The sequence below is a fragment of the Neobacillus sp. 204 genome, from assembly GCF_046562815.1.
Lineage (GTDB): Bacteria > Bacillota > Bacilli > Bacillales > Cytobacillaceae > Neobacillus.
The window spans coordinates 76,029-98,138 of record NZ_JBJORY010000015.1 but is presented as its reverse complement, the minus strand read 5'-3'; the positions used below and the strand labels follow the sequence as shown (position 1 = coordinate 98,138).

The window sequence follows — 22,110 nt, the reverse complement described above, 5'->3', positions numbered from 1 at the left end:
TGTCCGAAGTTAGCACGACTTCGGACATGACCTTGCTTTTTGGCACTTCCTTGTCCGAAGTTAGTTCGACTTCGGACATGACCTTGCTTTTTGGCACTTCCTTGTCCGAAGTTAGTTCGACTTCGGACATGACCTTGCTTTTTTTGGCACTTCCTTGTCCGAAGTTAGTTCGACTTCGGACATGACCTTGCTTTTTTGACTCTACCTTGTCCGAAGTTAGCGCAACTTCGGACATGACCTTGCTTTTTTGACTCTACCTTGTCCGAAGTTACCGCGACTTCGGACATGACTTTGCTTTTTAAGCTTTACTCTATCCAAAGTTAGCTCAGCTTCAATCACAGCCTCGCATTTTAACTTTGCCTTTTCGGAAGTGGAACCGATATTTTAAACTGCCTCTATTTATGGTAAGGTTCACCGTATCATAAACAGTTACGTTTAAATTGCAAAGATTTCATTCACACATAAAACTGACGAAATCCATTTACCAAGACATTAGTTGCTAACCACATAGCCAGAACATCTTCAACACCTAAGCAATCCCTCCACAGACACAATCGTTATTTGGCGCGGTTTAGAATCTCTTTTCCTTTTGGATACATCGGCTGCCTTAAATCAGCCTTACTGGTGACACCGAAGTGGCGGTCCCCACGAATCCCCCCAAACTCAAGATTTACTTCTGATATTCTTCTAGTTACAAATGTCTCTGAATCATCTGCAATTAATACCGCCTTTATTTTTACCTACACTTTTTCCAAATAGAAAACTCATTTCCTTACAAACATTTCCTATTAATTCTTATTCTATAAATAATACATTAAAACTACAGTTGGACTTCACTGCTTGGTGTATTAAATTTACAAACTACTGGTAATGTATGGTAAAATTCATTTAATCAATTAATTCCAATACAAAGAAGGTGTTTACATTTGTCCTCTGAAAAAGAAGTGAATCTTTATTTTGTTCGGCATGGGGAGACCCATTTTAATGTAGAGAAACGATTACAGGGATTTTGTGATTCACCACTTACAGATAACGGAATTGCACAGGCTAAATCTGTAGGAATCGGTTTATCTGAATTAGAATTTAAAGCAGTATATGCCAGTGAAAGCCAGAGAGTAGTAGATACGGCTAGGTATGCCATAGGCCATCGAAACATCCCCATTATTACTGATCCACGTCTAAAGGAAATGAACTTTGGTGTTTTGGAATCCCTTTTACAAACGGAAATTCTAGCTCAATATGGGAATATCCTAGAGACATTATTTAGTCTTAATGACCTAAATATGTCAGCACCTGAAGGAGAATCCTACTTACAGCTTTTTTCACGAACAAGCTCTGCTATCAATGAGATCATTCATAAACATAAAAATGAGGGTGGGAATGTTCTAGTATTCTCACATGGGGTCACAATCGGCAACTATTTAATGCAATTAGCAAAAATGAGGAGTTATACTCACCATGAAAATTGTAGTGTTTCTGTGGTCAAATATTTAAACGGTGAATTTTATGTAGACAGGATTGCTGACACTTCTTTTAGAAATAAATACTACCTAAAGTAAAATGATCGACCTGAACCCATAAGACATCACCCTTTTCGGGCTTTATGAACCGCTCTTATCGACCTTCATTCAGACAGCTTCAGTTTTTTTCCCTACCCCTTTCCGAATGCGGCTTGCATTCAGACAAGATCTGGGTCTAATTAGAAAAAGATTATCATATTTATTTTTATTGAATCTTTTGTAGTTAGGAGGGAACTTATGCCCTATTCACAAGATCCAGTTATGAAACCACATCTAACGACACGTAGTTTACATCCTGAAAGTCAAGAAACACCCATTCAGTTTATAGAAACTGATATCATGAATAATCATTTATTTTATAGACAAAACCACTTTTCTTATCCTTCTCTTTCTTATTCCAACTATTGGCTTCCGATAAATGGCTCTGTATTAACCCAAAAGCTGCTTTCCATGCAAGATCTTCTTCAACTTCCATCGAAAACGGTTAAAGTAATCCTTGAATGTGCAGGAAACAAACGTAGTTTTTTTGACCCTAAAGTATTTGGAGAACAATGGGAAAAGGGTGCCATTAGCCAAGGTTATTGGAAAGGAGTTCCGCTGCGAACCCTCCTTGAACTAGCTGGAATAAGAGAAGGGGCAAAAGAAGTGATTGTAGAAGGATATGATTACGGAAAAAGGACCGACTTAGATTCCATTTTCACTTACGCCAGGAGTTTACCTATTGAAAAGGCACTTCATCCTGATACCATTATTGCTTATGAATATAATAATCAACCAATTCCGTTTAAGCATGGTTATCCATTAAGATTAATCGTTCCACAATGGTATGCTATGGCTTCCGTTAAATGGATTAAGCAAATAACTATTACTGATTCAAAATTTAAAGGACCATTCCAGTCCATTGACTATGTTTATTATCCACATAAAGAGAGTAACAAAGATGCTATACCCGTCACAAATATAAATGTTAATTCTACCATACAAAAACCCTTAGATATGGATGTTCTTAATACTGGTAAGCACTTAATTAAAGGTATTGCTTGGACAGGGAAAGGTTATATAACAAGGATAGAAGTCAGTACAGATAATGGGCAAACGTGGTCAAATACGAAAATCGAAAATAAAAATGCCGATGTTTATGACTGGGTTTCTTGGTCATATGAATGGTCTATATTAGAGAAAGGTGAATACACCATTTTGTCGAAAGCAACAGATTCTACTAATAGAATTCAGCCAACAACACCATTTTGGAATAAAAAAGGCTATGGATACAATGCAATAGATAAAATTAAGGTAAAGATAGAATGATACTTCAAAAAGCTGCCTGGAATGACCGGCAGCTTTTTGAAGTAGTTATACTAAATAATCCATCAGTTTTTCTTTTGGCTGGCCAAAGATTTCTGCTTCAAGCCTCCGTCCGGTCGGGGTAGCCGCCAAACCGCCTTCGGCTGTTTCCCTTAACGCAGAAGGCATTGACTGTCCGATCGCATACATGGCACTAATGACTTCGTCACATGGAATCCGGCTGGTTACACCGGCAAGGGCCATATCGGCTGCTGTCAAAGCATTCGATGCACCCATTGCATTCCGTTTCACGCAAGGCACTTCAACGAGGCCGGCAACCGGGTCGCAAACAAGACCCAGCATATTTTTTAAGGTGATGGCCATCGCTTCTGCTGATTGCTTAGGCGTACCGCCAGCCATTTCAACAATTGCAGCTGCTGCCATACCTGAAGCCGAACCTACCTCTGCTTGGCAACCGCCTGCAGCCCCTGAAATGGATGCATTGTTTGCAACGACAAATCCAAACGCCGCTGCCGTAAATAAAAATTCAATCATTTCCTGCCTAGTTGGATTGAGTTTATCCTTTACCGCAAATAATGTACCCGGGACAACTCCAGCCGAACCGGCAGTTGGCGTGGCACAAATGATTCCCATAGCTGCATTCACTTCATTCGTGGCAACGGCCTTGCTCACCGCATCTAACAGCAATGTGCCAGTGAGAGACTTTCCGCTCTTAATATAGTTTTGCAGCAATACTGCATCTCCGCCTGTGAGTCCTGTGCGTGATTTTACTCCATTTAACCCTCGATCAATAGCCCGTTCCATTACCGTCAGGTTTTGATCCATTTTAGAAATCACTTCCTCACGGGAAAGGCCAGTAACTTCCACTTCCTGACGAATCATAATTTCGGCTATTTTAACCTGATGTTGTTCCGCCAGTGAAACAAGTTCAGCTACATTACGAAACATAACATTTCCCCCTGAATCTTCTATTCATTTATGTTTAGTGCCTGAGAACACTATTATTCAACCATACGAATTACACTTAAAACGTTATCCAGCTTTTGCAGCTCGCTCACCAACTGGTTATTTATCTTTTCATCGGACTCAATGACCATTATGGCCATGTCGCCTTTATCTTTCCTGGCTACTTCCATATGGCCGATGTTTATTTTATTTTGCGAAAAAACAGTTGTTACCGAGCTGATGACTCCAAAACGATCATTATGCATGACCAGTATTGCAGGGTCACCCGATAATTTAAGTTGGAAGGAGTTGATTTCTGTTATTTCAATGGATCCTCCGCCAATCGAGATACCTATTATCTCCAACTCTTTATCTTCAGCAAAAAGATTTATCTTTACTGTATTTGGATGTTCTGTAACAGCTTCTTCCTCTTGAAAGATGACCTCCATACCCGATTGTTCCGCTATTTCCAATGCCTCGGGAATCCGCTCGTCGAACGTATCAAAATCCAATAATCCCGCAACAAGAGCTAAGTCTGTTCCATGTCCTTTATATGTCTTGGCAAATGAACCATAAAGCGAGAGGACGGCCCTCTTCGGCTGGGTCTCGAACAGGGTTCGGGCAACGCGGCCAATCCGGACTGCACCAGCAGTATGTGAACTGGAAGGCCCAATCATAATCGGACCAATGATTTCAAATGCTGATCGAAATTTCATTGTTTTCACCTGAGTTCTATGATTATTCTTTACTTAGATGTTACGTTTGCTTTCTTGGCATCCGGCCATTAAGAAAAAATAGGGACAATTTATAAAAACTGTCCCTATTCTGATATTAAAGTTTACATTGCTTTCTTATCTGTCAGATTTTCCGCTTGGAGTTCTGCAGGCACACGCTTGTTTATTCCAAAAGCATAAAAGCTGATTGCCACAATAGCCAGGAAGACGATACCAGCGATTAGTGAAACACGAGTGTCTTCGTTGAACCACATACCAACAAGCACCGCTGTCAGATAGGCAATTGTCACATAGTTAGTGACAGGCGCAAATGGCATTTTGAATGGATGGCTGGCCATTTTATCAGCATGGACTTTCCTAAACTTGATTTGGCTAATCAGAATGACAAACCAAGGAACCATCCCTGGAAGGACACTTGAAGCATAGACGTACACAAACAGTTTTTCTGGTGCAATGAAACTTAAAACAACGCCAACGCCAAGTCCGATCAGAACGCCAATGGTACCGAATAAAGGCACACCGCTACTTGAAACCTTCGCAAACGCTTTTGGAGCTTGTCCATTGACTCCAAGAGTATAAAGCATGCGCCCTGCGCTGTAGATCCCGCTGTTGCAGCCAGACATTGCAGCTGTGATAACAACAAAGTTAATGATTCCGGCTGCAGCTGTAATACCGATTTTTGCAAAAGTTGCTACGAACGGGCTTCCGAGAGAAGACAATTGATCCCATGGATAAACTGTGACAATAACAAAAATTGCGCCAATATAGAAAACGAGGATACGCCAGATTGTACTTTGAATCGCGTTTCTTATCGTTTTCTGAGGATCTTTCGCTTCACCGGCTGTAATGCCGATAAGTTCCACACCTTGATACGCACCAACAACAAGTGATAGGGCAAAGAGGAAACCTTTCACCCCGCCAGTAAAGAAGCCGCCATTTTTCCAGAGGTTTGATAGGCCGGTCGCTTCTCCTCCGTTGCCAAAGCCGAAGAATATAAGGCCGAAACCTGCAACAATCATCAATACAATCGTAACTACTTTAATCAATGCAAACCAAAATTCGAATTCACCAAATGATTTAACTGAAATAAAGTTTGCCGCTCCAAGGATAACCATCGCGATTAGGCCTGGAATCCACGCAGGAAGATCTGGAAACCAATACTGCATATATGTGCCGATTGCAATAACTTCCGCCATACCGACAACTACCCACTGGAACCAGTTACTCCAGGCAGTCATATATCCCGCTAATGGATGGATATACTTATATCCAAATGTTGCAAATGAACCTGTACTTGGTTCCAAATAGAGCATTTCGCCCATGGCGCGCATAATCAAATATAGAAAAATCCCCGTGATTCCATAAGCGAGCATGACGGATGGACCCGTCCAGCCTATTGTGCTGGATGATCCCATAAATAGACCTACACCAATTGTTCCGCCCAAAGCAATCATCTGTATATGGCGTGAACTTAAGCCCCTGCTCAATTCCTTGTTTGCCATTTCATTTCCTCCTCTGTACTGCTTATTGTCAAATTTCAAGCAAGATACATAAACACCCTTTGTTCACATTTTGTTAGGACAAGAAAAACTAGAATAGCATAATCCCCACGAAGTAGTCCACCCGAAAAATACAATTGTCTTTTTTAAACGGATGGATTATAATAGTTTCGTAGACGGAAGCTTATTCTCATTATCCATTTTTCAGAAATTAAAAGGCTAACGCAAGCTCCCTAAAAGGAATGCCTAATTTCTCTGATAAATTTTCCAGCATATCTTTTGTCATACGATCAAGATCGTATTGTGGATTGAAATCCCATTCTTCACGTGCGGCAGATGCATCAATGCTATTTGGCCATGAGTTTGCAATACCTTGCCGTACAGAGTCAACATCGTATGAGATTTCAAATTCAGGAATGAATTTCCTAATTGATGCAGCAATTTGTTCCGGCTCAAAGCTCATCGCAGTGATGTTAAATGCATTGCGGTGCTTCAATCGTGAAGGGTCAGCCTCCATCAATTGAATGATTGCATCGATTGCATCTGGCATATACATCATATCCATATAGGTTCCTTTGCCAATGAAAGATGTATATTTCTTGTTTTTAAGAGCTTCATAGTAAATATCTACTGCATAGTCGGTTGTTCCCCCACCTGGAAGAGTCTTGTACGAAATCAGACCAGGGAACCTTACTCCGCGTGCGTCTACACCGTATTTTGTGAAATAGTAGTCGCAAAGCAATTCTCCGGCTACCTTGGTTACACCATACATAGTGGTAGGCCTTTGAACCGTATCCTGAGGTGTCATTTCTGCTGGTGTTTCCGGTCCGAAAGCAGCGATGGAGCTTGGTATAAAGAGTTTCAGGTTTAGCTCTCTGGAAACTTCAAGTGCGTTCATAAGACCGCCCATATTCAGGTCCCATGCGAATTTTGGTTTTGTTTCTCCAACTGCCGACAGTAGGGCGGCAAGATGCATGAGGGTGTCAACTTCATATTTTTTGCAAAGTCCTAGCATTGCTTCGTAATCCATTACATCAAGGATTTCAAATATACCTCCTTCGATGACTGGATTGCCTTCGATCTGGCGAATATCTGTTGCAATAACGTTTTCTGTTCCATACATTACTCTGAGACGGTGTGTCAATTCAGAACCGATTTGGCCTAGACTGCCAGTAATAAGAATTTTTTTCATTTGACGGGACCTCCTGAGGTTTCTTCTATCATTTTTCAACTGATGCAAGTATTCTGTTATTCTTTATAAAAATTTAAACGATTAGATAATAGACAATTCTTTGCCTATTTTTTCATAGACTGCCAGAACTTTATCCAGCATTTCCTTGGTATGCGCAGCAGTAGGCATATTTCTAACCCTGCCAGTACCTCTAGGAACCGTTGGAAAGGTGATCGATTTTGCATAAACGCCTTCTTCCATCAGCCTGCGAGAAAATAATTGGGTAAGATCTTCTTTTCCTATGATGCATGGGGTAATTGGCGTTTCGGAATGGCCAATATCGAAACCAAGTTTCTTTAAGCCTTCTTTTAGATATCTTCCGTTTTCCCAAAGCTTTTCAACTTTTTCTGTCGATTCGGTCATAATATTGATCGCTTCAATACTTGCCGCCGCATCCCCCGGAGTCAATGAGGTTGAAAACAGGAACGGACGTGCCCGAACTTTCAACCAGTCAATCAGCTGCTCTGTACCTGCTACATATCCGCCTACGACGCCAATCGCTTTTGAAAGGGTCCCAATCTGCAGATCAATTCGGTCTGAGAGGCCAAAATGCTTGACTGTACCGGCACCGTTACCCATTACACCTGAGCCATGAGCATCATCTACATAGGTGATTAAACCAAACTCATCAGCAATTTCAACGATTTCCGGAAGCTTCGCTACATCACCGTCCATTGAGAAAACTCCGTCCGTGATGTACATGACTTTTTCGTACAAACCGCTTTCAACTGTTTCTTTCGCAACTCGGCGCAAATCGTCCATGTCCTGATGTTTGACGCGGATAATTTTTGCTCCTGATAATCTGCATCCATCAATTATCGATGCATGGTTCAATTCATCGGAGAGAATTGCATCCTTCTTTGTCATCAGGGCTGAAATGGCACCCATGTTGCAATTGAACCCGGATTGGAACGCAATTGCAGCTTCGGTATGCTTGAACTTGGCAATTGTTTTCTCTAATTCATTATGAATTGTCAGCGTACCATTGATGGTACGGACCGCACCAGCCCCCAACCCATACTCTTCGATTGCTTCATGCGCTTTTTGCTTCATTCTTTCATTATTGGCAAGGCCAAGATAGTTATTGGATGACATATTGATTAATGATTTGCCATTGATGGTAACTATAGGGCCGTTGGGTCCTTCTATAGAGTCAATGACATTGTAAAGGCCGTTTTCCCGCAACTCGTTCAGTTGGGGTGTTAAGAAGTCCTTTAAAACCTTTTTTGCCAAAATAATTCCTCCTTTTAAATTACCTCACTCAGGATTCTTCACATAACACCTACTCGTGTTTTTTCATCGGGAAAATTATTATAAAGTCAACCAACTTGAAAGCGATTCCAAACTGGCGCCAAAAAAAAGCAATTATATCTCGATAAATAATTACTCCCGAAATTTTTCAATCCTACTTTTGAACGCATGATGCTATGCAATGGAATTGAAAGTGTAATAATAAGCTAGTTTAGTTGATTCTTCTCTCAACCGTTTTAGCAATATATAGATTCCTATATTTCAGTGTTATTCTATAATTATGTTGAAAAACTGTCAATACTATTAAAAAAAACTAATCATTCAGACTAATGTCCTCCTATTAAAGAGACATAGATGACAATAGACAGAAGTACACCCTTAAAGAAAATTTCCATTAAAAATTTTTACATCCTTCTGAGAATCAAAATTGGAGCAATTACCTCTACTTTCCATTATTCCAATCTCTTTCAATATAAAAGAGAAATTAGAGGAGAATGGTCGAGGGTTTGTACCCCTGTTCAACATAAAACCCCCACTTCAAAGAAGTGAGGGTTACTGCCCATAAAAGCCTACCATATTTGTAAGTTTAAGTTTATACTAATAAACTTAGTAATAGAACAAATCCTAATCCAGATACCGAAATAATCGTCTCAAGTAATGTCCAAGTGGCAAATGTTTCTTTCATACTTAAACCAAAATACTCTTTAAACATCCAGAACCCAGCATCATTAACGTGTGAGGCTATCAAGCTGCCTGCTCCGGTTGCAAGTACAACTAAAGCTAGGTTTACATCGGTTTGACCCAACATAGGAATAACTAAACCAGCAGTTGTTAATGCTGCAACAGTTGCAGACCCTAAAGAAATACGTAAAATTGCTGCGATGATCCATGCAAGTAGAATCGGTGAAATGGAAGTTCCTTTAAATAATTCGGCTACATAGTCACCTACATGGCCATTAATTAATACTTGTTTAAAGGCACCGCCGCCCCCAATGATTAAGAGCATCATGCCAATGTGTGTAATTGCTTCTGTACAAGAATCCATTACATTTTTGATCGGTATCTTTCTTGCCAATCCCATTGTATAAATAGCAAATAATAAAGAGATCACCATGGCAGGGGATGCACCGCCAACAAAACGGATAATAGCAATTAAAGTATTATCTGCAAATCCCATTGTTTTTTGAAGTAACGTAATAATGGTAGCAATCGACATTAAAATAACAGGAAGCATTGCGGTAAATACACTGATTCCAAATCCAGGTGTGTCTTCAAGTTTAAATGTTTTTTGTTCACCTAAAGAGGCAATATTACCAGTTTTTGAAAATGAATCCGGTACCAATTTTTTAGCTAGCTTTGTAAATAAAGGTCCAGCGATAATGACAGTTGGAATGGCAATAATAAAACCGTAAAGTAATACTTGGCCAAGATCTGCACCAAATTCACCTGCAATGGTGGTTGGTCCTGGATGCGGCGGTAAAAATCCGTGTGTTACAGATAAAGCTGCTCCCATTGGAATACCAAGATATAAAATAGAAACCTTTAATTGTTTAGAAATTGCAAATACAATTGGAATTAATAAAACAAGTCCTACTTCAAAAAATAAAGCGATTCCAATAATGAATGAAGAAGCTACTACAGCCCATTGAATATTTTTCTCACCAAATTTATTAACCAGAGTGATCGCAATACGCTGCGCGCCTCCTGAATCTGCAATTAATTTACCCAGCATTGCACCAAGTCCGAAGATTAGTGCTATATGTCCCAGTGTTCCGCCTAATCCAGCTTCAATTGTTGCGATGATTTCATCTAATTTCATTCCAAGTGCTATGGCCACACCGAATGAGACAATGATAAGTGAAACGAAGGTGTTTAATTTTAAGCCCATGATTAATACGAGTAAAGCTACAATCCCTATTGCTACTATTACTAATGGCATGTTATTTCCCCCAATAATATTTATATATTTTTATTAATTAATCCCCTTTGATAATTGGCAATCCGTGTATAATCTTCTTCTAATACTCTCGATAAGTTAATAAATATTGGTAGTAATTGCCTATATTGTTTTGCTGCTTCTTCTTTAGGTGTATGTTTGTGGGTACTTCCAATCATTTCAGAAACAACTTCAAAGGATTCGATTTTCCCTAAATCTCTTCTGGGTCTTGTTCAGCTGTTGAAATATCAGGTGTGTAGAGTGGGTAACCCATATTCTCTTGGTGGGTAACTTCTCCTTTTTCACTAAATAAAACCGCTTTAGTGCTTGTCGTACCTATGTCTATACCTAACATAAAGGTAGTCATTTTTTTACTCTACCCCTCTAGATAGCATTTGTTGTGACATCCAAAGGTCTTCCACTTTCCCTTGAACATCATCAAAGTTTTGATGTAATGACTTGATCATAAGGTCTCTATTTTTTGTATTTATGGCATCGATATAGAGCTGATGATTTTCCATAATCCGTGTAAAATCATCATATTTTTCCTCGAGACGGGCTCGCATCGATAATAGAATTAAACTTTCCATTACAGGTTTTGCATTATTCCATATCAGCAAAATGTATGAATGTCCAATCGAACGAATAATCGTTTCATGGAATAAGAGATCTTGAAATGAAAACTCATCGGCATCTTTGTATTTTATGGCAATTTTCATCATTTCAAGTATTTTACTAAGTTCTCTTACTAACCCGTTAGTATCTATTTTTACGAGCCGTTCAAAAACAAACGTTTCTATTAGTATACGAACATCATAGATTTCTTCTATCTCTTTCTTTGTTAAACCAATGACAACTGCACCCATTCTTTCTAATCGAATCATATTTTCAGAGGCTAGTATTTTTAATGCTTCACGAATGGGTGAACGACTTACATTATGTTCTTCTGCTAATTTATTTTCCGATAAAATGGTACCGCTTTCAATCAAGCCGGAAATAATTTGCATTCTTAGCTCGCATGATACACGCTCACCAGCGGAAGCTTTTGAAAGCCATTTTGTGGGATATAGAAATTCCTTTGATTGGAGCATGAAGTCACCTCCTTTTCGAGTAGTAATATACTTGTATACAAGTATTATAAAACAGATTTTTCAAAATGCAAGCGCTTTATTCAATTCGACTTTCTTCATAAAACGCTTACATTTTGTTGTTGACAGGATAATCAATGTTCCGTAAAATAACACTTGTATACAAGTACACGGCAAAATGTACTATTCTTATGCGTTTAGAGGTGCTATTTCCATTCTGGATTTTTTTCCTCTATATTTACCTTATAAGAAGGAAATCTTTTCGCGCAGACTTATAGGGAGAGTTGAAAGGTATGCAGTATCCATCATCATGGCTACAAAGGGCTTCACTTGGGGAAAAGATCGTAAGTGAGTTAAGATTAAAAATTATTAGTGGCATGATTCATCCAGGCTCATTAATATCTGAAAATCAGATTGCGGCTGAATTCGGGACGAGTCGATCGCCAGTTAGAGAAGCCTTGAGAACGCTCTCTGGAGAAGGGTTGATCCGTTTAGAAAGGATGGGTGCTGTGGTATTAGGCTTAACATCAAAGGATATCGATGAACTAAATGATGTTCGTTTCATGATTGAAAGCTTTGTATCGCAACGTCTTTCCCAGATAGACCATGAGCCATTAGTGGAGACCCTTACTAAAATCATCGACAAGATGGAATTGGCGGGTAAGCACCAAGACTTTATTGAATTTTCTTATCAGGACCTGTGTTTCCATGAAGAAATGATTTTGGGGATAAACCATACAAGAATTTCGCATTTATGGAATAGTATACGGGAAATCGTCCTAACCGCTCTACTAGTGGCAACCAAAAAAAGATTTGTAGGAAAAACGCATGAAATAGAACCACTTATTGAAAAACACCGATTAATCGTCAATGCTCTAGTTTCAAAGGATTTCCATCTTATTGAAGTAATTATTCATGAACATTTTAAAGATACTCGTAAAACTGTTAGTGAAACCCTGTTAAAAATGAACGAGGATTAATTGAAGGGTAAAATCTTTTTTAGAAAAGAGATGGCCCTTTAATGATCAACTTGTCGACAAGTACACAACATACAAATATGAAGGGTAAAATCTTTTTTAAAAAATAGATGGCCTTTTATTGATTAACTTGTCGACAAGTACACAATATAAATAATTGGAGGTTATGAAATTGGCGGTTATGAAGGCGGGTTTGTTTATCTCTAAAAAAAAGGTAATGGTTGGTGAGCTTGATAAACCAACAGTAAAACAAGGAGAAGCCTTGATTCGAGTATCCTATGCTGGAATTTGTGGAACAGATATGATGATTTATTCGGGAAAACACCCTCGTGCAAAAGCACCTCTAGCAATGGGGCATGAGTTTAGCGGTGTAATTGAAGAGTTGAACGGAGAGTCAGCTTTTTCCGTGGGAGACCGAGTGGTTATTGAACCAACTCTTAGCTGTGGAACGTGTGAAGCCTGTAGGTCAGGACAATCTCATGTTTGTAAAACATTGAAGCTCATTGGCATCGATATGCATGGTGGATTTGCGGAATACGCAGTGGTTCCCCAGCATCGACTTCATGTGATTCCTGAGGGATTGTCAGATGCCCATGCGGCCTTAGCGGAACCAGTGGCAGTGGCTGTTCACACCGTGCGCCGTTCCAATCTTAAGGTAGGCGATAATGTTGTCATTTTAGGGGCAGGACCAATTGGTTTGCTCATTGGCCTAATGGCGAGACAGGCGGGGGCGAATCAAATCATCGTTTCCGATATTAGTCCTTACCGATTGGAAAAAGCAAGGGAACTTGGTTTTACCGCATTAGATGCTAAAGAAGTAGATGTAACAGAAGAAGTTTTATCCCTAACAAATGGAATTGGGGCAGATATTGTTTTTGAAGTGGCTGGTACACAAATTACGGCTAAGCAAATGGTTGAAGTAAGTAAAATTCAAGGACAAATCATGGTAGTTAGCGTATACAAGCAAGCACCAGCTGTAAATTTAGCAGGGATGCACTTTAAAGAAATATCGATGGCAACTACAAGATGCTACAGTGGAAGTGATTTTAGAACAGCTATTCAACTAATGGCAACTGGAAAGATTGATGTTTCTCCTTTTATTTCCCATGAGTTACCACTAGAGCAAATTGTGGAAGGGTTTAAGTTAATGGAAAATCCAGATGTTTCTTTAAAAATATTATTTCAACCTAATTGATTGAGGAGGAGCAAAGATGGTACTCGAATTATTTAAACTAGATGGAAAAGTTGCAGCAGTAACGGGAGCCACTAGAGGAATTGGACGTTCAATCGCTCTCTCTTTAGCGGAAGCGGGGGCAGATATTGCCCTCCTTCAACGTTCACCTGAACAATCTGATGTTAAGGAAGAAATCGAATCAATAGGTAGAAAATGCTTGATTGTTCCTTGTGATTTGGAAAATGCCGATCAAGTAAAATCCGCAATTCCTAATGTGGTTTCACATTTTGGCAAAATTGATATTTTAGTCAATAATGCAGGCATACAACGCCGTTCGCCTTCAGTAGATTTCTCAGAACTAGATTGGGATGATGTGATAAATGTCAATTTAAAGACAGTATGGCTCCTTTGTCAGCAGGCTGGCCGCTATATGGTTCCAAACGGAAAAGGGAAAATCATTAACATGGCATCCTTACTTTCCTATCAAGGCGGATTGACGGTTCCTGCTTATGCAGCAGCCAAAGGTGGAGTGGCTCAGTTAACGAAAGCATTATCGAATGAATGGGCCAAGCATCATGTGAATGTCAATGCGATTGTTCCAGGATATATTGCAACAGACATGAATACGGCACTCATAAATGATGAAACACGTAATCGACAAATTCTCGATCGAATCCCCTCTGGTCGTTGGGGAAATCCTGAAGATTTTAAAGGGACTGTTGTGTACCTTGCATCAGATGCATCGAATTATGTTCATGGACATTTATTAGCTGTCGATGGGGGATGGCTAGGTAGATAAATAGAGTAATGGGGTTGAGCATCATCGATGGAAGCATGCAAACTGGCGCATAAATTGTGCCAGTTGCGTGCTTTTTATTGTGGTGCTCGGCAACCCATAAAAAACCGCCTCTATTTATGGTACGGTTCGCCATAACATTTATACCTGCGGTTAATTCTAGCTGCCATAAAAAAAGCACTTGCCAATATGGTCGAATACGCTTCTTTACCGATTTCAAGATGAAATGTACCGAATTCTATCAATCTCATTCAAACTATACGAAGAGTTTGCAACTTAAGCAACTCTTCTTTTCGAGCTTCGACTTTCCGCATACAAAACAAAAAAACTCGCATTTTTCTTCTCATGACGAAGGATCATGAGAGGAAAATGCGAGTTAAAGACTACTGATTTTTTATTACTTTACTGTGATGGTACGTTTAACAGAACCACTCACGTTTCCTGCTTTATCTGCTACAGTAAGAGTAATCGTATGATTTCCCTTGCTCAATTTTGATAAAGACGCTGTAAATGTACCTTTACTTGAAACTGTCACTTTTGCTGCGGTTTTGTTGTCAATTTTCACAACAACTGAAGCGCCTGCTTCTGCAGAACCACTGATGCGAAGTGTACGGTTCTTACTGTCTAAAACAAAGCTTGAAATCTTCGGTGTGCTTGGTGCGGTACGGTCTAAAACTGTTACTTTTCGTTCCGCACTGACGTTACCTTTTTCATCTTTTGCTGTAACTGTTAAAACAGTCCCCGCTTTTTGCTTAGCGATTTCCATGATGACCTTACCGTATTTATTTGCTGTTTCTGTTCCAATCACAATGCTACCACGTTTCAAAGTTACCGTTGCGTTGCCTTCGGTTGTGCCGGAAACAATCGTGTCATGGTCTGTGACTGGTTTCACGCTTGGTGCAAGAGGAGCCGTCACATCAAGAACCGTGACAGAACCTGCTTTACTTTGGTTTCCAGCAAGGTCAGTCGCTGTGACTGTTAGTACGGTTCCTGCTTTTTGCTGAGCGATCGTCACTTTATAGTTTCCGTTCGCATCCGCTTTTGCCGTACCAAGCGCACCGTTTGTGCTGCTGACGACAACTGACGCATTTGCTTCTGCTTTACCTGAAACGAATTTATCCTTGTCGCCAACTTTTCCAACAACTGGCGCATTTGGTGCTGTACGATCTGAGACCGTAATCGATATTTCATCGCTCACTTTTTCGTCTGCATTGACCACGCTGATCGTTAACACAGTACCTGTTTTTTGCAGTTCCACTGGAAGCGTGAAGTCTCCAGCTTCATTTGCTGTTCCTGTCGCGATGACCGTTCCTTCTTTTTTCACAGTAACTGTTACATTTGGTTCCGCTTTTCCTGAAATGCTTGTTTCGTTATCTCCAAGACCTTTCACAACTGGTGCTTTTGGAGCAAGCGACACATCAGTGTTTACACTCGCAACATTTGAAGTGCCCGCGTTTAATCCACCTGTTACTATTACTCGGAATTTGTAAGACGTGTTTTCAGTTAATCCAGTGACAACCGCTGTGCTCGAATCGGCCGTTACAGGATTTGACGTGGTAGACTCCGTCCATGTTGCGCCATTATCACTTGATTGCTCAAGTTTCACCGTTGTTGCGTCAACAGCCTCTAACCAGTGAAGCGTTGCTGTATGATTCGATTTTGACGTATTTTTCAATGTGTTTACACGTGTTGAGATGCCTAACATATTGAAGTAATCTGTACTGTACTTCCCGCCAACCATCTCTTTTGGAGTGATCAACGCATCTGGATTTGATTTATACAGATTGCCAACCAGGAAATTCATATCCGTTGCATTGACAATGCCGTCTTGGTTTAAATCTTCGATCGGGAAGTTTGTTGCATTTTGAACCCCGAATTTATTCGCGACTTGCTTTACGTCCAAGACGTCAATCACGCCGTCACCATTCACATCACCGGCTGGAGCATAAGGCTGCTTGTTTGAGATGTATTTATACTCACCGACATCATCGCCCCATCGCGTTTTCTTGCCAAGCGTCACGGTCTGAATGCTCTTTAGGTGCCCCGGCGCTTCGAGAATCAATTTAACCGGGTCTTTTGAAAGCGGAATTCCTTTGACATCGATATATCCATATTCATCTATTGTTCCAGGATAGGTTGAACCGTCCGAAAGCTGTGCATACGCTTTCGCTCCTAGAGTGTTTAACTTCACCGTCCAGTTGTTTTGGAACGCTTGAAGTTTAACATAGGATGTAACCCAAGAATGTTTCATAATAATCTGGAAGCTGTTGATTCTGCTAAACGCCGTAATGTCCGTCGCTTGACTTTGACCATATTGCACCATGCTAAAGTTGGTTGTAACGTCATCTGGGGTTAATTTAGCGTTTTGAATATCCCAAAAGTCATCTGTTAATTTGAATGTAACATCCAGGAATGGCATATCCCCGCTGAACCCTTTGAAGTCATCTCCGCCGCTTAAATGAGCACCCACATTGATGTCGGTTACATTATTCGTATAGTAAGGGTCAGGCTTTCCAACCGGTGTATCCACTGCCACCTTCACTCCCTGTTCGTCTGCCCACTTTTGGAATTCAGGATTTACTGAAACACCTTGCAGCTGGAAGTTATCATGGTAGTAGGCTGCATCATAAGTTCCTGACATCATTTGTTTCACATTGTTTAGATTTAACGTCATCGTTACGGTATTATCTTGATATACTTTTTGCTTATCATACGTCGGCAGCATATATGGCGTGCCTTTTTTTACGAATCCATAATGATAGAAATCGTTCACTAATTCGGCGTTCCATGCCTTGTCACTTGGGAATAACGTGATGGTCGTTGGACCATTTTCGATATCGGACTTTTCAACACCGAATTTCGCATCACCATTTGCTTCGGCAGGGAAATCTCCCTCCGGAAAGTCAATGGAATTGTGGTAGTACCACAATGTGTTATCGGATTGAGTTACTCCAATAGGTGCTAATTGAGCGGTCCCCTCATCATAAAGGTTTGTGTGAACCCAGAACGCATTATACGTATTACCGTCTTGTTTTTCGTCCGTAAAGTCAGAATCGCTTAACTCATAAACGCCAGGTTTATAGTCTTTAAATGTCAATTTCGGTAACGTGTTGTCAATGACAATCAATTGAGATTTTTCATATGTTTTCTCTTTGCTGTTGGTTGTATCGGTTGCACGGAATTTTATTGTATATTGACCTTCTGGTAATGCTGCCGTCTTCGCAAACGGTCCGCCCTCGGTTGTTTCATTCTTTGGATCGCCGATAAACGGATAATAAGAGTTAGCGGAAAAGTTAACATATACATCCGTGTCAAGTGGTGTTGCTCCATTTGCGCTTATCGGTGATTGACTCGCTGCTCCAAGTGGTTTACCGTCTTTGTCATAGATAACCGCCCAAACGTACTTAATTGGGCTGTTTAATTTGAACTTTAAATAACGTCCAGAGTTTCCATTGAAGTCAGAATAAATAAGCGATGTTGCCAAACTGATTGCCGGGTTATCGATTCCAAGTCCGCTGATGCCCTTTTCAACCATACGAACAGCAAATGGAATACGATAATGTTCGTTTGGATTGTCATGGTTGACAATATTGACATACCCTTCGTATCTGCCAAATTGAGCGCTTCCTGGTACCGTAATGGATGCCGTAAAATTCTCAGTTTTACCTGCTGCAGCTGTAACGGAAGCCGGTGTTGTTACGGTTACATGATTGCTCGTGGCATCTTTGACATTGTTATTTGGTTTAATAAATTCAGCCGTAATATCAAATGTTTTATCATGAGCGCCCCGGTTTGTTACTTTCACCGTACGGCTGCTCGAGCTTTCGCCACTGTCTTGTTTGTATACGGCACCAAAAGTAAGGGAGCCTTTTTCATAGTTAAGCTTCACAGGGTTTCCGCTTAAATCCTTATCGGTTGTGTCCTGAGCTTTGAATGAAGCATCCGCATGAACCGCTTCTTTTACATCTACCAATCCTGCTCCCACTTCGTATACTGAATAGTCGCCGTTTAGTTTGTCTGCGGTATTCGTAAGCGCGGCTTTCACATCTGCCGGCGTATAGTCTGGATGAGCCTGCAAAATAAGAGCAGCAATTCCTGCTACGTGCGGAGAAGCCATTGATGTACCCGAAATGCGAGCATACGCGTTCGAATAATCGATTCCTGCTTCTGGACTGTGGATATATTCTGGATACGTTGAGTAAACAGATACCCCAGGCGCCACAACGTCCGGTTTAATGTCATAACTTGACGTAACCGGTCCTCTTGAACTGAAAGCTGCCAAATGGTTTCCTTCTGTTACAGTTGACCCGATCTCAGTAAACGTAATCGACGCAGTTTCTGCTGCTGCTTTTAAGCGCGCACCATCTACATTTGACATGCGGAATGTTGGGATAAAACCAACATCACTTGCTAAATAGTTATCGATGTCGCCGTCGATATTGTTATACATGATTGCCGCTACTGCGCCTGCTTTTTGTGCATTGACTATTTTTTCGGCAAGCGCATACGTTCCACGCGCAATCAATGCCACTTTTCCGTGCAAATCAAGATCTTTGAAATCATCTGCGCCACCTAAGCCAACAAATACAACTGGATATGTTTTGTTCGCTAGTGTTTCCACATTGTCATTGTACCCTTTTCCAAGCAATTTAAAGTTGGTGAAGGTTTCGTTTCCAACTGTTGCCGTTGCGGTCGGAATCGACATCGAGAAGTCACTTGCACCAACCGTAATTGGTAGAGCAGCTGCTCCAGGTGATCCAAGTGTCCATTCCTGCGGACCTGAGTTTCCTGCTGAAATGACGCACGTTACACCAGCGAGTGTCGCATTGTTCACTGCGATTGCTTCTGCTGATAATGGGTCGTTAGTCGGTGCACCAAGAGACATATTAATGACCTTCATGCCGTCACTAACTGACTTGTCAATTCCGCCAATAATCCCACTCGAATACCCAGAACCGTAAGGACCTAGTACGCGATAGACATATAAATCAACGCCAGGGGCAACCCCTTGTGCTGGACTTTCTACTTCGGCTTTCGATTGTGCTGCGATGGTTCCAGATACGTGCGTACCGTGGTAAGTCACATATTCATGTCCAGGTGTAACTGGCTTTCCTGCTTTCTCCCAGTCATCAGGGGTTGTTTCCATCGGATCTGCATCGTTATCGACGAAATCCCATCCACCTACTGAACTCGGAGCCACTTTGCTCGGATCAACGCCTTCTTGTTTGCGGTACCCTTTATACACATCCGTTAAATCCGGATGATTGTAATCAATCCCTGTATCTAACACGCCGACTTTAATGCCTTTTCCATTTACGCCTTCGTGATGGAGTTCATCAATACCGGGAAGCGGAATGGTATTTTCTTTTGGCGCTTCGCCTTGTCCGCTTTGCTGCACGGCTTTCATTTCACCCGGGTCAAGTTTGACGACCTCATCTGCGAGGACATGACTAACAAGTCCAGAATCGAACAATCTCTCAACCATGTTTCCTGGAAGCGTCATGGCTACCCCATTTAAAGCGTTCTTGTATTCGCTTGTAATTTGGATGTCAGATGCGTTTCCAGCATCTTCTTCACTCGCTGCAGTTTGCGCAGTCACAGCATTCACACTTACGCTTGCTTTGTGCTGAGACATTCCTACCACAAATGCACGAAATTGACTGTGTGAATCGTTTACGTCGCTTCTTTCTTCTTTTAACGATGTTTCTTCTCCAGCTAGTTGCGCCTGCATCACAGCTACTTTCGCCGGTGATTGCTTGAATTCAACAATGACACGAACAGGTGCCGCGCTTGATGTGTTAATTTTCGACGAAATTTTCGGACCACCTATGCTGATCTTATTTAATGCTGCAATCTGTTCTTTCGTTAACTGTGGTGCGCTCGCTTCCTGACGAAGAGGATAGCTAGGTGTTGATGTCGTCGCCAACACATTGTATGGGATTACCGAGGACATCAATAGACAGCTCAAGGTGGTATTTGACAATATTTTCTTTAGTTTATTTTTCCTCAATTCAATTCCCCCTATTTCGAATCTTTCGACAAATTAATTGCTTGTTTCCATTGTACTTTTAATTATTCATGTTGTGCATTGGGGGAATTTCGCTAAAAATCGATAAAAAAATCAAGTAAATCCGTGTGAAAATATCGTTAAATTTTTGTAAATCTTTATTTAACAGGCTTTTCGGAAATATTTATATTGGGTGAATTTTTAATATTTTGTGATTTATTTATACTAAAATACTAATTTAGATTTCTATTGTAAATTTTTACATAGAAAAAACTGCACCTCTAATTGTTAATGGTGTTTAACAATTGGGGTGCAGTTCAATTAATCTCTATTTACTCATCATTTATATAAGCAAAAACCATGCCAACTGATTTCTCCTATAAAACCGCATGGTTTGCGCACCCCGCTCTATGGAAATTCCCAATTTTGCTATCAGTCATATTAACCAAGCCTTTATCATCAAGCTTAAACTCTTCCTAGGACTAGGAACTAGTTTTGCATCTGTGATAAACTCTTCAAGTTATTTCTATAAAGTGATTCCCTAACATATCAGTTAACAAAATTTTTTTATATTTCGCTTAACTGAAATAGCATACAATACGGTATAACATGTTAAAGAAATATATACAGACTTTTTAAAAAGAAATTACGAATGGTGCAGCGAGTAAGAAGTAGACGAATGATAGGAAGAAAAGTTTAACAATGATAATGACTAAAAGCCTCAAGAACTGAGTTTAAAAAAAGCAAACAGAGCTACTTCTGTTTGCTTTTTTTCATTATTTAAATAGAGGAAAGGAAACCGATATTGTTTTTTCAATTAGATAACCATCGAAACAAAAATGAAAACGCATATTCATTCATTGCTGCTTTGCCAGATTATGCATAGTTAAATCGTTTTACGAACAAAGTTTATTTAAAAATTGTAATGTACGTTCATGCTCTGTATTTTCAAAAATTTGTTGTGGTGTTCCTTCTTCGACAATCACACCATTATCAATGAATACTACCTTATCCGCTGCCTCACGAGCAAAGTTCATTTCATGAGTTACAACAACCATAGTCATTCCTTCTTTAGCCAGTTCTTTCATAACCTTCAGAACTTCTCCTACTAACTCAGGATCTAACGCGGAAGTAGGTTCGTCAAAAAGTAGGACTTCAGGTTCCATTGCCATCGCTCGGGCGATTCCTACGCGTTGTTGTTGTCCCCCGGATAGCTGATATGGGTAGTGGTTTGCACGTTCCTTTAATCCTACCTTTTCTAGCAAGTGAAGAGCTTTAGTACGTGAAAGTTCTTTGTCTTGCTTACGAACAATGACCAGACCTTCCATAACATTTTCAAGTGCAGTCATATGAGGGAACAAATTATAACTCTGGAAAACCATACCTGTTTGTTGACGGAACTTAATTACCCTATCTTTTGGAACTTGTTTTTTATCCCGAAAATCCAAAGAAAATTTTCCAAGCGTGATAGTTCCTTTTGTAGGTATTTCCAGTAAATTCAAACAACGTAACAAAGTTGTTTTACCTGATCCCGAAGGCCCAATAATACAAACCGTATTGCCTTCCTCTATTTTCAAATCGATTCCCTTTAAAACTTCTGTTTGCCCAAACTGCTTATGCAGGTTCTTTATCTCAATCACTTGAATA

The 22,110-nt window shown here is 40.3% G+C and carries 16 protein-coding genes and 2 pseudogenes; 5 read left to right on the top strand and 13 right to left on the bottom strand.

Features of this window, described 5'->3' with window-relative positions; genetic code table 11:
* Nucleotides 1-235: hypothetical protein (locus ACJ004_RS24980; RefSeq protein WP_410895840.1), on the bottom strand; the 235-nt coding region annotated here is incomplete at its 3' end.
* 691 nt (nucleotides 236-926) lie between these two features.
* Here ACJ004_RS24980 and ACJ004_RS24975 point away from each other — a divergent pair.
* Entirely contained in the window at nucleotides 927-1,559 is a 633-nt protein-coding gene (locus ACJ004_RS24975) for a histidine phosphatase family protein (protein WP_410895839.1), read from the top strand.
* A gap of 198 nt (nucleotides 1,560-1,757) precedes the next feature.
* A complete protein-coding gene (locus tag ACJ004_RS24970) occupies nucleotides 1,758-2,828 on the top strand; it encodes a sulfite oxidase (protein WP_410895838.1) in 1,071 nt (356 codons plus the stop codon).
* Nucleotides 2,829-2,873: 45 nt separating this feature from the next.
* On the opposite strand, the gene sdaAA is transcribed toward ACJ004_RS24970, so the two are convergent.
* From sdaAA to ACJ004_RS24925, 9 genes and pseudogenes are all read right to left on the bottom strand, one after another.
* The gene (gene sdaAA / locus ACJ004_RS24965; RefSeq protein WP_410895837.1) at nucleotides 2,874-3,773 is read right to left on the bottom strand and encodes an L-serine ammonia-lyase, iron-sulfur-dependent, subunit alpha; all 900 of its coding nucleotides are present in this window, start codon (nucleotides 3,771-3,773) and stop codon (nucleotides 2,874-2,876) included.
* 53 nt (nucleotides 3,774-3,826) lie between these two features.
* Nucleotides 3,827-4,486 (bottom strand): L-serine ammonia-lyase, iron-sulfur-dependent subunit beta, encoded by a 660-nt coding sequence (sdaAB, locus tag ACJ004_RS24960; protein ID WP_410895836.1) that lies wholly within the window; start codon nucleotides 4,484-4,486, stop codon nucleotides 3,827-3,829.
* Nucleotides 4,487-4,608: 122 nt separating this feature from the next.
* Entirely contained in the window at nucleotides 4,609-6,006 is a 1,398-nt protein-coding gene (locus ACJ004_RS24955) for an amino acid permease (RefSeq protein WP_410895846.1), read from the bottom strand.
* Nucleotides 6,007-6,214: 208 nt separating this feature from the next.
* Entirely contained in the window at nucleotides 6,215-7,195 is a 981-nt protein-coding gene (locus ACJ004_RS24950; protein WP_410895835.1) for an L-threonine 3-dehydrogenase, read from the bottom strand.
* An 81-nt stretch (nucleotides 7,196-7,276) separates the two neighbouring features.
* Nucleotides 7,277-8,467, bottom strand: a complete 1,191-nt coding sequence (locus ACJ004_RS24945; RefSeq protein WP_410895834.1) for a glycine C-acetyltransferase — start codon at nucleotides 8,465-8,467, stop codon at nucleotides 7,277-7,279.
* Nucleotides 8,468-9,077: 610 nt separating this feature from the next.
* Nucleotides 9,078-10,424, bottom strand: coding sequence for a GntP family permease (locus ACJ004_RS24940; RefSeq protein WP_410895833.1), 1,347 nt, complete (start codon nucleotides 10,422-10,424; stop codon nucleotides 9,078-9,080).
* Between the two features lie 20 nt (nucleotides 10,425-10,444).
* Nucleotides 10,445-10,633 (bottom strand): annotated as a pseudogene (locus ACJ004_RS24935) (gluconate kinase); the annotation flags it as partial.
* Between the two features lie 2 nt (nucleotides 10,634-10,635).
* Nucleotides 10,636-10,788, bottom strand: a pseudogene (locus ACJ004_RS24930) (FGGY family carbohydrate kinase); the annotation flags it as partial.
* A gap of 4 nt (nucleotides 10,789-10,792) precedes the next feature.
* Nucleotides 10,793-11,512: a GntR family transcriptional regulator gene (locus ACJ004_RS24925; protein ID WP_410895832.1), complete on the bottom strand. Its 720-nt coding sequence runs from the start codon at nucleotides 11,510-11,512 to the stop codon at nucleotides 10,793-10,795.
* Between the two features lie 290 nt (nucleotides 11,513-11,802).
* On the opposite strand from ACJ004_RS24925, the gene ACJ004_RS24920 reads away from it, so the two are divergent.
* The 3 genes from ACJ004_RS24920 (at nucleotide 11,803) to ACJ004_RS24910 (ending at nucleotide 14,459) form a co-directional block, all read left to right on the top strand.
* On the top strand, nucleotides 11,803-12,489 hold the full coding sequence (locus ACJ004_RS24920) for a GntR family transcriptional regulator (RefSeq protein ID WP_410895831.1): 687 nt from the start codon (nucleotides 11,803-11,805) through the stop codon (nucleotides 12,487-12,489).
* Nucleotides 12,490-12,667: 178 nt separating this feature from the next.
* Complete coding sequence (locus ACJ004_RS24915) at nucleotides 12,668-13,681, top strand: zinc-dependent alcohol dehydrogenase (RefSeq protein WP_410895845.1); 1,014 nt, start codon at nucleotides 12,668-12,670, stop codon at nucleotides 13,679-13,681.
* Between the two features lie 16 nt (nucleotides 13,682-13,697).
* Complete coding sequence (locus tag ACJ004_RS24910) at nucleotides 13,698-14,459, top strand: SDR family oxidoreductase (RefSeq protein ID WP_410895830.1); 762 nt, start codon at nucleotides 13,698-13,700, stop codon at nucleotides 14,457-14,459.
* Nucleotides 14,460-14,569: 110 nt separating this feature from the next.
* Here ACJ004_RS24910 and ACJ004_RS24905 read toward each other — a convergent pair whose 3' ends face one another.
* The 3 genes from ACJ004_RS24905 to ACJ004_RS24895 all read right to left on the bottom strand — a co-directional run bounded on the left by ACJ004_RS24905 (nucleotide 14,570) and on the right by ACJ004_RS24895 (nucleotide 22,103).
* Nucleotides 14,570-14,707 carry a hypothetical protein gene (locus tag ACJ004_RS24905; protein WP_410895829.1) on the bottom strand — a complete coding sequence of 46 codons (138 nt, stop codon included), beginning with the start codon at nucleotides 14,705-14,707 and terminating at the stop codon, nucleotides 14,570-14,572.
* Nucleotides 14,708-14,853: 146 nt separating this feature from the next.
* On the bottom strand, nucleotides 14,854-20,466 hold the full coding sequence (locus tag ACJ004_RS24900) for an Ig-like domain-containing protein (RefSeq protein WP_410895828.1): 5,613 nt from the start codon (nucleotides 20,464-20,466) through the stop codon (nucleotides 14,854-14,856).
* An 893-nt stretch (nucleotides 20,467-21,359) separates the two neighbouring features.
* Nucleotides 21,360-22,103, bottom strand: coding sequence for an amino acid ABC transporter ATP-binding protein (locus tag ACJ004_RS24895; protein WP_410895827.1), 744 nt, complete (start codon nucleotides 22,101-22,103; stop codon nucleotides 21,360-21,362).
* Between the last annotated feature and the right edge of the window lie 7 nt (nucleotides 22,104-22,110).